The organism is Marivita sp. (assembly GCF_017643905.1).
Lineage (GTDB): Bacteria > Pseudomonadota > Alphaproteobacteria > Rhodobacterales > Rhodobacteraceae > Marivita.
The window spans coordinates 25,986-40,143 of sequence record NZ_JAEPMO010000017.1; the positions used below are offsets into that span (position 1 = coordinate 25,986).

9 protein-coding genes and 2 pseudogenes are annotated in these 14,158 nt (G+C 61.2%); 6 read left to right on the plus strand and 5 right to left on the minus strand.

Features of this window, described 5'->3' with window-relative positions; all coding sequences use genetic code 11:
• Window positions 1-62: 62 nt before the first annotated feature.
• The 3 genes from JJ869_RS04350 to JJ869_RS04360 all read right to left on the minus strand — a co-directional run bounded on the left by JJ869_RS04350 (window position 63) and on the right by JJ869_RS04360 (window position 4,028).
• Window positions 63-2,213, minus strand: coding sequence for a malate synthase G (locus tag JJ869_RS04350; RefSeq protein WP_292264820.1), 2,151 nt, complete (start codon window positions 2,211-2,213; stop codon window positions 63-65).
• Window positions 2,214-2,361: 148 nt separating this feature from the next.
• Window positions 2,362-2,511: a DUF2256 domain-containing protein gene (locus JJ869_RS04355; RefSeq protein WP_292264821.1), complete on the minus strand. Its 150-nt coding sequence runs from the start codon at window positions 2,509-2,511 to the stop codon at window positions 2,362-2,364.
• Window positions 2,511-4,028, minus strand: a complete 1,518-nt coding sequence (locus tag JJ869_RS04360; RefSeq protein ID WP_292264823.1) for a deoxyribodipyrimidine photo-lyase — start codon at window positions 4,026-4,028, stop codon at window positions 2,511-2,513. Before JJ869_RS04360 ends, JJ869_RS04355 begins: the two co-directional genes overlap by 1 nt.
• Window positions 4,029-4,144: 116 nt before the next feature.
• Here JJ869_RS04360 and pepN point away from each other — a divergent pair, with 116 nt between their 5' ends.
• Window positions 4,145-6,694 carry an aminopeptidase N gene (pepN, locus tag JJ869_RS04365; RefSeq protein WP_292264825.1) on the plus strand — a complete coding sequence of 850 codons (2,550 nt, stop codon included), beginning with the start codon at window positions 4,145-4,147 and terminating at the stop codon, window positions 6,692-6,694.
• A 221-nt stretch (window positions 6,695-6,915) separates the two neighbouring features.
• Window positions 6,916-7,863 (plus strand): 1-acyl-sn-glycerol-3-phosphate acyltransferase, encoded by a 948-nt coding sequence (locus JJ869_RS04370; protein ID WP_292264828.1) that lies wholly within the window; start codon window positions 6,916-6,918, stop codon window positions 7,861-7,863.
• Between the two features lie 131 nt (window positions 7,864-7,994).
• Here JJ869_RS04370 and JJ869_RS04375 read toward each other — a convergent pair.
• Window positions 7,995-8,492, minus strand: a pseudogene (locus JJ869_RS04375) (transglycosylase SLT domain-containing protein); the annotation flags it as partial.
• Between the two features lie 242 nt (window positions 8,493-8,734).
• On the opposite strand from JJ869_RS04375, the gene JJ869_RS04380 reads away from it, so the two are divergent.
• Both JJ869_RS04380 and gatB read left to right on the plus strand, forming a co-directional pair.
• On the plus strand, window positions 8,735-9,937 hold the full coding sequence (locus JJ869_RS04380; protein WP_292264830.1) for a hypothetical protein: 1,203 nt from the start codon (window positions 8,735-8,737) through the stop codon (window positions 9,935-9,937).
• Window positions 9,938-10,020: 83 nt separating this feature from the next.
• Window positions 10,021-11,535 carry an Asp-tRNA(Asn)/Glu-tRNA(Gln) amidotransferase subunit GatB gene (gene gatB, locus JJ869_RS04385; protein WP_292264832.1) on the plus strand — a complete coding sequence of 505 codons (1,515 nt, stop codon included), beginning with the start codon at window positions 10,021-10,023 and terminating at the stop codon, window positions 11,533-11,535.
• Between the two features lie 157 nt (window positions 11,536-11,692).
• Here gatB and JJ869_RS04390 read toward each other — a convergent pair whose 3' ends face one another.
• Window positions 11,693-11,872: a hypothetical protein gene (locus tag JJ869_RS04390; protein ID WP_292264834.1), complete on the minus strand. Its 180-nt coding sequence runs from the start codon at window positions 11,870-11,872 to the stop codon at window positions 11,693-11,695.
• Window positions 11,873-12,013: 141 nt separating this feature from the next.
• On the opposite strand from JJ869_RS04390, the gene JJ869_RS04395 reads away from it, so the two are divergent.
• Window positions 12,014-13,732, plus strand: coding sequence for a tetratricopeptide repeat protein (locus JJ869_RS04395; protein ID WP_292264836.1), 1,719 nt, complete (start codon window positions 12,014-12,016; stop codon window positions 13,730-13,732).
• Window positions 13,733-13,926: 194 nt separating this feature from the next.
• Window positions 13,927-14,158, plus strand: a pseudogene (locus JJ869_RS04400) (DUF4177 domain-containing protein); the annotation flags it as partial.

Genomic DNA, 14,158 nt, shown 5'->3' on the forward strand with positions numbered 1-14,158 from the left:
GTCGCCAATGGCGCAGGATGCGTCAACGCATCCTGCGTTTCGGTCGACCGAAACGCACCAGATCAGCCTGCGGCCTTCAGCTCCAGACGACGTTGGTGCAGAACCGGCTCGGTATAGCCCGAGGGCTGCACGCGGCCTTCGAAGACCAGATCGCAGGCGGCTTTGAAGGCGATGGTCTCAAACCCCGGCGCCATCGGTGTGTAGGCCAGATCACCCGCATTCTGCGTGTCCACAACAGCGGCCATACGTTGCAGGATCTCCATCACGTCGTCTTTGGACACCACGTCATGGTGCAGCCAGTTGGCGATGTGCTGCGCGCTGATGCGGCAGGTCGCGCGGTCCTCCATCAGGCCGATGTTGTTGATGTCGGGCACCTTGGAGCAGCCCACCCCCTGATCAACCCAGCGCACCACGTACCCGAGGATACCCTGCGCGTTGTTCTCGACCTCGCGGGTGATCTGGTCCTTCGACCATTTCTGGAACGCGGCCAGTGGGATATCGAGGATCGTATCGACATGCGCGCGACGTCCTCCCTTGCGCAGCTTGTCCTGCACGGCGAACACATCGATCTTGTGATAATGCAGCGCGTGCAGCGTGGCCGCTGTCGGCGACGGCACCCAAGCGCAGTTGGCACCGGATTTCGGGTGTTCGATCTTCTGCTCCAGCATGGCGGCCATCATGTCGGGCATGGCCCACATGCCTTTGCCGATTTGCGCTTTGCCCGAAAGGCCACATTCAAGGCCGATATCCACGTTGCGGTTCTCGTAGCCGCCGATCCACGCCTTGCGCTTGATGAAATCCTTGCGACTGAAGGGGCCCGCTTCCATCGAGGTGTGAATCTCGTCACCCGTGCGGTCGAGGAAGCCGGTGTTGATGAAGGCAACCCGGTGCTTCGCGGCGCGGATGCATTGCTTGAGGTTGACGCTGGTGCGGCGCTCCTCGTCCATGATGCCCAGCTTGACGGTGTATTGCGGCAGGCCCAGTGCCTTCTCGACAAACGTAAAGGTCTCATCGGCAAAGGCCACCTCGTCCGGCCCATGCATCTTGGGCTTCACCACGTAGACCGAGCCATGATGCGAATTGCGCAGGCCCGCGGTCTTGCCCAGATCGTGCTTGGCGATGAGCGTGGTGATCATCGCGTCCATCAGACCTTCATAAATCTCGGTCCCATACTTGAGCAGGATCGCCGGATTGGTCATCAGGTGGCCCACATTGCGCACCAGCATCAGAGCACGGCCCTTGATCGTAACCTCACCCTTGCCGTCCGGCGCGGTGTAGGTCAGGTCGGAGTTCAGCGCGCGGGTAACGGTCTTGCCGCCCTTTTCGAACGTGTCGGCCAGATCGCCCTTCATCAGGCCCAGCCAGTTGGCATAGGCCAGTGTCTTGTCCTCGGCATCGACGCAGGCGACCGAGTCTTCGCAATCCATGATTGCGCTGATCGCGCTTTCAAGGCGCACATCCGCCAGCCCCGCCTGATCGCGGCTGCCGATGAAATGAGTGCGGTCAAAGATTAGTTCGACATGCAGCCCGTTGTTCCGCAGCAGCACAGCATCGGGTGCTTTGGGGTGGCCCTTGTACCCGATGAACTTTTCCGGCTGCGCCAGCGGCATATCGTCAATCAGCAGCGCGCCGTTGTGAACATAGTAGCGGCGCACGTCGGCATGGCTGCCACCCTCGATCGGAAATGCTTCATCAAGGAAGACACGCGCACGTGCCACAACACGGGCACCTCGGCCTTTGTCGTAGCCGCCTTTGGGTGCGGGTGTGCCCATCGCGTCGGTGCCGTAGAAGCCATCGTAAAGGCTGCCCCAGCGCGCATTGGCGGCATTCAGCGCATAGCGGGCGTTGGTGATCGGCACGACAAGCTGCGGACCGGGAACACTGGCGATCTCGGGGTCGGTATTGGTGGTCTCGATTTCGAAATCATCGCCTTCGTCCAGCAGGTAGCCGATCTCGGACAGAAACGCCTTGTAGGCCTCGTGGTCATGCGGCTGGTTGCGGTGGCGGATGTGCCATTCGTCGATCTGGGTCTGCAGGTCTTCGCGCGTCTTCAGCAGCGCCGCGTTCTTCGGGCCAAACTCATGCGCCAGCGTCGACAGCGCGGCCCAGAACGCATCGGCTTCGACACCGGTGCCGGGCAAGGCCTGCCCTTCGATGAAATCAAAAAGCGTCTGGTCGATCTGCAATCCGTGGCGGTCGATGCGCGTGCTCATGGCGGTTATCCCCTCGCTGTATACGGCGGTATTCCATTAGAAAGAAAGTTTCCGATCCGCAACAGGTTTGGTCAGGTTATCTGACCAAAAATAGTGCATTTTGGAAATCTTGATAATCGAATGTGACTCTTCCGTGTTTGACGAAAGCTCACGCCTTCCCCTTGGCCTTACGGCAGCGATCCGAGCAGTATTTCACCTCGTCCCAAACCTTTTCCCACTTCTTGCGCCATGTGAACGGCAACCCGCAGCTGGCACAGGTCTTGGTGGGCAGGTCGGATTTCTTGCGCTGTTTGGGCACTACAGGTCCAGTGTCAGTTGTGCGCTATCGGATTTGGTCCGGCGCGGTTTGCGTGGTGCGCGGTCATTGACGAAATGCCCGGCGCTGTCCTTGCGGCTGGCATGTTTGTGGATCACGCGCTGCGTCTCGGATCGGTCCACGCTGCGGCGCATGGAGAAAATGCGGTCCCGTGCGGTGCGGGCAGCCTCGCCCACATCGATGATCGGCTCCGGATAGGCCTTGCCCAGCACCCGCCCTGCCCCGTCCCATGTCCATGGCGTTTGCAGATGCTTGTCAGGCACATCTGTCAGCTCGGGCAGCCAGTGTCTTGTGAAAGCCCCGGTTGGATCCTGGTCGGAGCCCTGCTTGATCGGATTGTAGATACGCGGCGTGTTGATGCCCGTGGTACCCGATTGCATCTGCATCTGGGACCAATGGATGCCCGGCTCATAATCCGTAAACATCCGGGCCAAGTGTTTGCCGGTGCTGCGCCAATCGAGCCAAAGATGGTAACTCGCCACGCTGACCACCATCGCCCGCATCCGGAAATTGAGCCAACCGGTGGCCCTCAGGGACCGCATACAGGCGTCAAGGAAAGGTAGACCGGTTTCGCCTTTTTCCCATGCGCTGAGGCGGCTCTGATCCGGTTCCAGCGGGCGCATGCCTTCATAGGCGCGATGCAGGCAGCGATGTTCAAGGGCTGGTTCATCCTCCAGCTTTTGCATGAAGTGATCGCGCCACGCGAGGCGGGATTGAAATGACTTGAGGCTGCCCGCCCAGCCATCGCGCGGCCCGCCCTTGACCTCGCGCTGGCGGGCGGCAGTGGCCTGAACCACTTCGCGGATCGTGATGGTGCCCAGCGCCAGATGCGGGCTGAGGCGAGAACAGGCGGCAGCGCCCTCCAGCGGTGAGGACATCGCGCTGCGATAGGTTTGCCCCCGGTCTGTCAGGAAGCCGCCAAGCAGAGAAAGCGCGTGGTCTCGTCCTCCCGGTTGCCTGCGTGAACAGACATCCGGCTCGCAGAGCGTCGGGACCGGGTCCGACGGCAGGTCGCAAGGCGGCAACGCCTTTGGTGCCATGATCTGAGCCCGCGCGATAAAGGCGTTGCGCTGTCCCGCCCAACCGTCGCGCCCCTGCAGGCGGCGCACAACGCCCGATTGCGGCAGTTCGGTCCATCGAACGCCCTGGGCTCTTGCCCATGCAGCCACGCGCTTGTCACGTTCAAAGGTCCAAGCGTTGCCCGTTTCTTCATGACTCACCAGATGGTCGAATTTTACCGTTTGGTACAAATCTTCCAGCACCGTAACTGCATCGCCCAAACGCAGGACCAAATTGCTGCCAAGTCCACGTAATGCAGTTTGCAAATCAGCCAGACTCTCGCGCAAAAACGCAAACTGTCGACCCGACGTATCGGTCAAAGCCCAATAATCCGGCTCGACGATATAGAGCGGTACGACTTTTTCATCCCGCGCGGCCAAGGCCAGAGCGGGGTTGTCATGGATGCGCAGGTCGCGTTTGAACCAGAGGATCGTCGTCATGCCTGCACATCTAGGCAGCGCGCGCCGCGCGACCAGTGATGGAACCCGTTTCCCTTCTTCCAAATCGCGGCGTAGGTACTACCTCAACACGCAATGATCCCAATTCGGAGCTTCTGATGAAAGACGCCGCGCCCAAGACGATCTACCTCAAGGATTACACTCCCTTTGGCTATGTGGTGGAGAGTGTTCACCTGACCTTTCGTTTGGCGCCGACTTCCACGCGGGTGATCAGCCGGATTGCGTTTGCGCCAAATCCGGATGCGACGGACCGGGCGTTTTTCCTGCATGGCGAAGAGCTTTCCCTGATCTGGGCCAAGATCGACGGGAAGGACGTGACGCCTGACCTGACCGACGACGGGCTGCGCTGCGCCGTGCCGGACAGGCCGTTCATTTGGGAGGCCGAGGTCGAGATCAGCCCGCAGACCAACACCGCGCTTGAGGGGCTTTACATGTCGAACGGCATGTATTGCACCCAATGCGAGGCGGAAGGGTTCCGCAAGATCACCTACTATCCGGACCGCCCGGACGTGATGAGCACCTTCACCGTACGAATCGAGGGTGAAGAAAAGGTGAAGCTGTCCAATGGAAACCCGGTTGGCAGTGGTGATGGCTGGGCGGAATGGCATGATCCATGGCCGAAGCCCGCCTATCTTTTTGCGCTGGTGGCCGGCGATCTGGTGAACCATCCCGACCGGTTCACAACCATGTCCGGCAAGGAGGTGGAGCTGAACATCTGGGTCCGCCCCGGCGACGAGGACAAATGCGCCTTCGGGATGGAAGCGCTCAAGAAATCAATGACTTGGGATGAAGAGGTTTACGGTCGCGAGTATGATCTCGACATCTTCAACATCGTGGCCGTCGACGATTTCAACATGGGCGCGATGGAGAACAAGGGATTGAACGTCTTCAACTCCTCCTGCGTTCTGGCCTCGCCCGAAACCTCGACCGACATGAATTTCGAGAGAATTGAAGCGATTATCGCGCATGAGTATTTCCACAACTGGACGGGCAACCGGATCACCTGCCGCGACTGGTTCCAGCTTTGCCTGAAGGAAGGGCTGACCGTCTTCCGCGATGCGCAGTTTACAGCGGATATGCGGTCGGAACCGGTGAAGCGGATCAGCGACGTGATCGACCTGCGCGCGCGGCAGTTCCCCGAGGATCAGGGCCCGCTGAGCCATCCGGTGCGGCCGGAGAGTTTTCAGGAAATTAACAATTTCTACACCGCCACGGTCTATGAAAAGGGCGCCGAGGTGATCGGCATGCTCAAAACGCTGGTCGGTGACGATGCTTATAAAGCTGCTCTTGATCTCTATTTTGACCGCCATGATGGTCAGGCCTGCACCATCGAGGACTGGCTGCGCGTGTTCGAGGATGCCACGGGCCGCGACCTTGCGCAGTTCCAGCTTTGGTATTCGCAATCCGGCACCCCGCGTGTGGCCGTGTCGGAGGATTGGGCGGACGGGGTCTATACCCTGACCTTCAATCAGCACACACCGCCGACGCCCGGTCAGGATGTGAAAGACCCGAAAGTCATTCCGATTGCCGTGGGCCTGCTCAACCCCAATGGCGACGAGGTTGTGCCAACACAGGTTCTGGAGATGACGCAAGCCGAACAGAGCTTCCGCTTTGATGGCCTCGCCAGCAAACCGGTGCCGTCGATCCTGCGGGGGTTCTCTGCGCCCATCGTGCTCGAGCGGGAAGTCAGCCGCGAGGAACGCGCGTTTCTGCTGGCGCATGACACAGACGCGTTCAACCGCTGGGAAGCGAACCGCAATCTGGCCCGGGACTGCCTTGTGGCGATGATCCGCGATGGCGCGGACCCGGACACCGCATGGCTCGACGGGTTGGAGCGGGTGGTGCGGGACGACACGCTTGATCCCGCCTTCCGGGCGCTGATGCTATCTCTGCCCACCCAGTCGGAAATGGCGCAGGTGCTGTTCGAAATGGGCACGACGCCCGATCCCGACGCAATCTGGCAGGCCGCCGAGGACTTGCGCGGGCACATGGCCGAAGCATGGCGCGGCTTTCTGCCCGAGTTGCGGGCATCGGTCGCGGTGGATGCGCCCTACCGGCCCGATGCGGACCAATCGGGCAAGCGGTCGCTGGGATCCGCCCTGCTGGCCTTGCAGACGCGTCTTGATGGTGGGGCGGCCGCACAGGCGCAATACGATGCGGCAGACAATATGACGTTGCAGCTTTCTGCGCTGTCACAGCTGGTTTACGCCGGACGGGGCGCTGCGGCGACCAAGGCGTTCGAACAGCAGTGGAAACACGACCGTTTGGTGATGGACAAATGGTTCGGGTTGCAGGTGGGCATGGCGAAACCGGACATGGCGGTCGACGTGGCAGAAGGATTGGTGGAACACCCAGCCTTTGACATGGGCAATCCCAACCGGTTCCGCGCGGTCATGGGAGGGTTTGCCATGAACCATGCTGGGTTCCACCGAAAGGATGGTGCGGGATACGCGTTCCTTGCCGATTGGTTGATCAAGCTCGATGACAAGAACCCGCAAACCACGGCGCGGATGTGTTCGGTATTCCAGACCTGGAAGCGTTATGATGACGGTCGGCAAGCGCTCATCCGCACCCAGTTGGAGAGGATCAAGGCCAAACCGAAGCTGAGCCGCGACACGGACGAGATGGTCAGCCGCATCCTGGGTTGATGCGCCCTGGCAAAGCTGCGGCGGCCCTGATGGCCATTCGCCAGTGCCTTGGTTGAAAAAATCTTCTTTGCCGTGGAACCGGCAGGGCATTGCCGACGTTTGCCGATAAGTGGCATGACACCGCGCAGAACCGTCCGCACTGGAATTATGACTTGCCTCCCGGTGCGGAATGTCCTGCGGTTGTCATGCCATTGTCACGCTGCTCTGTCAGGAGAGCTCGCATGAAAGACCGCATCGACCCGCTGATCGAGGACCGCGCGCCTTGGTTGTTCCGCCCGACACTGGCCGCCTCGTTGGCGCGTCCCGCGTTGAACCGGCTTTTGGGATATGATCGGACGGTCGCTCTGGCCGAAGAAGTCCAGCACCTCAGCTCTCTCGATATCATGACCGTGATGGCCGACATGCTCGCCCGCGATGTGACGGTGTCCGGCCTTGGCCAAATTCCCCGGCACGGCGCGGCGATGATCGTGGCCAACCACCCAACCGGCATCGCCGACGGCATCATTCTGCATTCCGTGCTGCGCGAGGAACGCACAGACGCGTATTATTTCGCGAATCACGACATCCTCAAGGTGCTGCCGCAGATGGGGGAGATGATCGCCCCCGTTGAATGGCGCAAGGAGCGGCGCAGCCACGCCAAGACGCGCGGCACGATGCTGTTCGCCCGCAAGGCGGTGGAAGACGGGCGGCTGGGCGTGATCTTTCCGTCGGGCAGGCTGGCAAAACGGCGCGGTGCGCGTCTGCATGAGCGACCTTGGATGGCGTCCGCTGCGATGCTTGCGCGCAAATTCGACCTGCCAGTGATCCCGATCCACCTGCAGGCGCGCAATTCGGCGCTGTTCTACCTGTTCGATGCAATCCACCCGACGCTGCGGGACATCACGCTGTTTCACGAGACGCTGAACAAGAACCGCCAGCCTTTTGAAATCCGCATCGGCGAGCCGATCTCTCCAAAGGCGCTGCCGGAAAATTCGGAAGAGGGAATTGCACTCCTGCGCCGGGCAACTCTGGCTTTGGGGGAACCCCGAAAACAAGGTGTTTCGCTGCTGGACGCCACGCGTTTTCCGGCCCGTCGGGCCGAGAAACCGCGGGTCGAGACCACGCCTTCCCAGGGGGCACGCACTGGGCGCGCCACAGGCCGCAAAGACCGTGAAAGCCCTGCGCAATAAGGCTGCGCGCGGGTCCACGACATCATGTCGGTGCGTTTCGTGCGGCTGTGAAACGGGCCCCAATCCGCCGCAACGCCACGCATGCCATGGGACACGACCCCATCGCGCGGCACAGTCACCGCCATGATCCGAAGTGCACATTGCAGGTTCGCGGCACCGCTCTTCAAATCTTCGCGCGAGGTGGCCTTGCAGCCGTAGCCACGCGCTGTGGCAGGCAGGATCTGCAAAAGGCCGTACCACTTGCCACCCCCACCGACAGCGTTCGCACGGAAGGTGCTTTCGTGCTTGGCCAGCGTCGACAGCAGGCCGATCCAGAACGCCTCCCGCGCCGCGGTATCGTTGGTCACATAGGCCGGACACCAGTCGCCGATGTCCTTGGGCACGACGCGCGGAAGAACGCTGGCATGGCTGCGCAATGCCGTAAGCGCGGCACGAGACCAACGATCCGCCTCGCGCCGGTGACTCCAGCGCATTTCGGGAAGAGGGGTGTAATTGCGCGCAACCGGTCTGAGCGACACGGTCAGCGCGTTGGTTGATTGCGTATCAACCATTGTGGCGGGTGAGGCGGCAACAGCCCCGGCTAAACCAAGCACAAACACCGCCACGCATATGATCCCCCAGCGTGACATCAGAATTTGCTTTCCGATTTTTTCCCAAAAATCAAGGAAAAGCGCAAAACGCCGCCCTCATGAGCGGATTTCGGCCTCGAAGGCAGGTCACTTGCGAATTGTCGCCGATGCTCGAAAGAGCGCCCTCGGAATACCCATACGAAATCGCTTTGCCGCCCGATTTGCGACACGTTTTTCGGGCATTTCAAAGATCGAATGTTGCTCGTCCGGCCCATAATCCGGATCTTCCAAAGGCCATTGCCATGACCGTTTTGAACAACCTCACAAGCCTGATCCGCCGAGGACGCGGCGCTGCGTCTGACACCGCACCCCGCGGAAAAGTTCTGAATATCGAAGCACTTGGCATGACCCCGAAATCCGACCGTCCCGTCCTGGTCACCAGCGAAGAGGAAGACGTCCACCACGCATTGTTCGAGGCCGGACTCTATCTCGCCCGGCAGGACGCGTGGGCAACTCTGGGGGAACGCATTCGCGACGCCGATTCCAAACGCAGCCTTACGGCCGGCGGCGTGCCCGAGGCCGAGATTCTTGCCGAGGGAGCGCGTGCAGATGCCGTTACAGCAGCGACCCGCGCGGTCACTGCGGGCGATGAACTGGGCGCGGCATCCATCATGAACGAAATGCAGCTCGTCCTCGAGGAAACACCGCAGGATCACGGCGTTGCCTATGTCGTGGCGATGGCTCATGTCGACATCGGCTGGGCTTGGCGCGGCGAAGGATGGAGACAGGATATTCCCGCCGCGCACCGCGCCGCGTTTTTCCGCCATTTCCGCAGTGCTGCGGGCCTGATCGACCAATATGATGCGTTCGAGCTGGATTCGCCCATGCTGGCATCGGTCCGCTGCGCGCTGCTGACGGCCGAAACCCAACCCCGCACCCGCGCCAGCGACGATTACGAAGACCTGATCGACCTTGCGCCCAACGTAGCCAAATACATGCGTGCACTTGGCAATCACATGCTCCCACGCTGGTTTGGCAGTTACGAACGGCTTGACCATGAGGCTCGTCGCACGATGGAGCGTACGGCGGATGTCTGGGGCGCGGGCGGTTACACCTGGACCTATTTCGATGCGCTGACCGTAGATGATGAGGCGTTTGCGCTGCTGGATGCCGACCTGTTCTGCACCGGCATCCGGGACATTCTTGCCCGCCGCGCCGACCAGCACACGGTCAACACCTTTGCCGCCTACACCGGGACGGCACTGGAACCCGAGGGCGTCAATCAGGACGCTCGGGCGCAGATCGCCGACTGTTTCGAATGGATCGTCGCCGACCACCTGCGCGAGGTGCATCCCCGCATCTGGTACGCCGCAAAGGGCGTCTGGGCCACCCGCCTTGAAGACCGGGACCGACTGGCCAAAGGGCGTCAGCGCGCCGCAGCGGCACTGGACCGCCATGCCAAAGGGCTGCCACCCGTCACCGCACCCGGGCGTCCTCACGCCTGAGGCCGGGAAACCCGGCACGGCCCCCTTGCCCCCTGCCCCCCTCTGGCGTATTCGAACGGGCGTTCCTGCCAAGAGGATTTGCCATGCTGGACCTGACCTTCGACGCCCCGAAACCCAAAGTGATTGCTGGCGCAAAGCATGACTGGGAACTGGTCATCGGGATGGAAGTGCACGCACAGATCGCCTCCAAGGCCAAGCTGTTCTCGGGCGCGTCGACCCAATTCGGGGCAGAGCCGAACTCGAACGTGGCCTTCGTGGACGCGGCCATGCCGGGGATGCTGCCGGTCATCAACGAGTTCTGTGTTGAGCAGGCGGTGCGCACCGGGTTGGGCCTCAAGGCCCAGATCAACCTCGTAAGTGCTTTTGATCGCAAGAATTATTTCTACCCCGACCTGCCGCAGGGCTACCAGATCAGCCAGCTTTACCATCCCATCGTGGGCGAAGGCGAAGTGATCGTGGACATGGAACCGGGCATTGCGCGGCGGGTGCGGATCGAACGCATCCATATCGAGCAGGACGCGGGCAAGTCGATCCACGACATGGATCCGGCGATGTCTTTCGTGGATTTGAATCGCACCGGTGTGGCGCTGATGGAGATCGTCAGCCGTCCGGACATTCGCGGGCCAGAGGAAGCGGCGGCCTATGTGGTGAAGCTGCGGCAGATCCTGCGGTATCTGGGGACGTGTGACGGGAACATGCAGAACGGCAACCTGCGGGCGGACGTGAACGTGTCGGTCTGCCGTCCCGGCCAGTACGAGAAGTATCAGGAAACACAGGATTTTTCCCATCTCGGGACGCGCTGCGAGATCAAGAACATGAACTCCATGCGGTTCATCCAGATGGCGATCGACTACGAGGCGCGGCGGCAGATCGGGATTTTGGAGGCCGGTGGGTCGATCGATCAGGAGACGCGGCTCTACGATCCGGATAAAAATGAAACAAGATCAATGCGTTCCAAGGAAGAGGCGCATGATTACCGGTATTTCCCCTGCCCGGATCTGCTGCCTCTGGAAATCGAACAGGCCTGGGTGGACGACATCGCGGCGTCCCTGCCCGAGCTGCCGGACGAGAAAAAATCCCGCTTTGTCAATGAGTTCGGCCTGTCCGAATACGACGCGGGCGTGTTGACGGCGGACACGGCGAACGCGGGGTACTTCGAAAACGTGGTCGCGGCGTGCGGGGATGGCAAGCTGGCGGCGAACTGGGTGATCAATGAGCTGTTCGGGCGGTTGAAGAAAGAGGATCACGACATCACGGAAAGCCCGGTGTCGCCTGCACAACTGGCTGGAATCATTGCACTAATCAAGTCGGGCGACATCTCAGGCAAGATCGCGAAGGACCTCTTTGAGATCGTCTACACCGAAGGGGGCGACCCGGCGGAGATTGTTGACGCGCGGGGCATGAAGCAGGTCACGGACACGGGAGCCATTGAAAAAGCGGTGGACGAGATCATCGCGGCGAACCCGGCGCAGGTGGAAAAAGCCCAGCAAAATCCGAAGCTTGCGGGCTGGTTTGTGGGCCAGGTGATGAAAGCCACGGGCGGCAAGGCCAACCCGGCGGCGGTCAACCAGATCGTGACGGCGAAGCTGGGGCTGTAAAGCGCCCATAAATTGGGCTTTTGTACGGTTCACGCGGTCGAACCGTACGGCCCAGAGAGGAAAAACGGGCCATTTCGGCCCGTTTTTGCGTTTTCGGGGGGTCTTGGGTGTGAACCGTACGGGAGGTGGGCGCGAAGCTTACGGTTGATCCGTACGGTCAGTGCCTTTGGGCGACCATCGTGCAGTAAAGCGCGGTCGCGATCTGCGCGACGGTCTCTTTTTCGATCACACCAAAGCACCCTGCCCCATAGGCAAGGGCCAGTCCGGCATAGGTCACGCGGTGGCACCAGATGGTGCAGAGGAGGGTCGTCAAAATCGTCTTCAGTTGGTTCAGCATTTTCGTCACTCCACGAAAGGTTGAACCGGGCCCGGTGTCGGCTATGGTGCCGACAGGAACAGGATCGCAGAGGCAGCGATGAAAATCGGTGACTTCGGGTGGACCTTGGGTGGACAGGAAAGACGTAAAAAGTGACATCGAGTGACATCTGACCTGGTAGAATTCGGCAAAGCGGTGCGGCTGGCGCGCACGGCGAAAGGCATGACGCTGGAAATGCTGGCGCATGAGGCGTTGGGGAATCAGGACCGCAAAAGCTATGTCAGTGCGGTCGAAAAAGGCCGAAAACGGCTTTCCGCCCTCACCGTTCAGAAATTCGCAACCTTTTTGGAGTTGGATGATCCCGTCGTCGCGCGTCTTGTGACCGGGGCCGCCGACGAAGACGAACCGATCACGCAAGTCGAGGTGAATGCCGATGCGATTTCGAAAGAGCTGGAGGAGGTGCGCAAGACCCTGAAACTATCAGAGGCTCTGGCCGTGTCGCTGGCCTATGAATTTGCCGAAGGCAACCCGACCGACCTGACCAGCGCGTTGAACGAATTGCGCCGCGCGTTCGAGGTGGCGGCGAAACAGCCGACGACGGGCAATCTGGATGCCGATGTGAACGCGGTGCTCGAGGAAGTGCGGCGGCTGAATGCCGATGACCGGATGGAGGAGGCCAAAGAGGCGCTGCGGGAGGCGCTGGAGCGCAAGAAAGCGCAGCAGGAGCAGGTTGCGGCCGAGGTGTCGGCCCTGATCCGGTCGGGGATCGATCAGGCGGTTCTGATGCGCGATGTCGAGGAAGCGGCGCGGTTGGTGGTGGAGCAGGTCGAGACAGAAGTTCAGGCACCAGAAGATAGGTTTTATGCAATCGACCGAGCATCCATCGATTGGCAGGAGCGCGGGCGTGATGGAAGGCTAGCTTTTGATCTTGAAGTCAGCATCGCCATCGCTCGCCATTTGTTGGAACGGTCGACTTCCGCCGAAAAACGCGGGAAAGCTTTTAATTCGCTGGCCACCGCCCTCGCCATCCTCGGGGAGCGCGAAATCGGGACCGCGCGGTTGGAAGAAGCGGTGGCCGCCTATCGCTCGGCCTTGGAGGAACACACGCGCGAGCAGGTGCCGCTGGACTGGGCAATGACGCAGAACAATCTGGGCAATGCGCTGCAAAACCTTGGGACGCGCGAAAGCGGGACGGCGCGATTGGAGGACGCGGTGACTGTCTTTCGCTCAGCATTGGAAGAATACACGCGGGAGCGGGTGCCGTTGGACTGGGCAATGACGCAGAACAATCTGGGAACTGCGCTAGCCACCCTCGGGGAGCGCGAAAGTGGGACAGCGCGGCTGGAGGAGGCGGTGACAGCCTTTCGCGCGGCGTTGGAGGTAAGAACACGGGAACGGGTGCCGCTGAACTGGGCCGCAACGCAGAACAATCTTGGCGCTGCACTACTAACCCTCGGAGAACGCGAAAGCGGGACCGAGCGGTTGGAGGAGGCAGCAACTGCCTTTCGAGCGGCGCAAAAGGAAATCACGCGGGGACGGCTGCCGCTGAACTGGGCCAAAAATCAGAGCAATCTGGGTAATGCGCTTCTAATGTTGGGTCAGCGCGACAGCGGGACCCAGCGGTTGGAGGAGGCAGTTGAGGCTTATCGCGCGGCATTAGAAGAATTCACCCCAGAGCAGCTTTTACTTGATTGGGCCATGACGATTGGAAACCTGGCGGTGGCGTACGGTGCGATGTTCGAAAAGACGGGGGACCGGGCGCGGTTGGAGGAGGCGATTGCGTTGGTGCGGGCGGCGCGGGAGGTGTTCGATGAGGCCGGGGCGTCGTATTTCATCGAAAAGTCGGATTGGATTTTGGCGCGGTTGGAGGCGAAGCTTTGAGGGTTGGGGCGTTTGGGTGCGTCTTTCGGGGCTTTGGGGTGCCGGGCTGATGCCCGGCCTACGGGGTTGGGCCGGGGTGGTGCGTGCGAGCACGCACCCTACGGGGGCTTTGGGGTGGTGTGTCAACAGGCGCCCTACGGGCTGGTCTCTGGCGGCGGGCTTGGGTATGACAGCCGAGGGTCTGTGAAGAGGCGGTGCGCATGTTCGAATACAAGGTGGTTCCGGCCCCGGTGAAGGGGGTCAAGGCCAAGGGGGTCAAGACGCCCGAGGCGCGGTTTGCGCTGGGGGTGGAGCAGGCGATCAACGACCTGGCGGCAGAGGGCTGGGAGTATCAGCGCTCGGACGTGCTGCCCTCGAGCGAGCGGGTGGGGCTGACCGGGTCGGAGACGCATTGGCGGACATTGATGGGGTTCCGGCGGGCTGTGG

Excerpts from the sequence above, each read along its gene's own strand:
- JJ869_RS04350 (WP_292264820.1), bottom strand. The coding sequence starts at position 2,213 with ATGAGCACGCGCATCGACCGCCACGGATTGCAGATCGACCAGACGCTT.
- JJ869_RS04360 (WP_292264823.1), bottom strand. The coding sequence starts at position 4,028 with ATGACGACGATCCTCTGGTTCAAACGCGACCTGCGCATCCATGACAAC.
- pepN (WP_292264825.1), top strand. The coding sequence starts at position 4,145 with ATGAAAGACGCCGCGCCCAAGACGATCTACCTCAAGGATTACACTCCC.
- JJ869_RS04370 (WP_292264828.1), top strand. The coding sequence starts at position 6,916 with ATGAAAGACCGCATCGACCCGCTGATCGAGGACCGCGCGCCTTGGTTG.
- JJ869_RS04380 (WP_292264830.1), top strand. The coding sequence starts at position 8,735 with ATGACCGTTTTGAACAACCTCACAAGCCTGATCCGCCGAGGACGCGGC.
- gatB (WP_292264832.1), top strand. The coding sequence starts at position 10,021 with ATGCTGGACCTGACCTTCGACGCCCCGAAACCCAAAGTGATTGCTGGC.
- JJ869_RS04390 (WP_292264834.1), bottom strand. The coding sequence starts at position 11,872 with ATGCTGAACCAACTGAAGACGATTTTGACGACCCTCCTCTGCACCATC.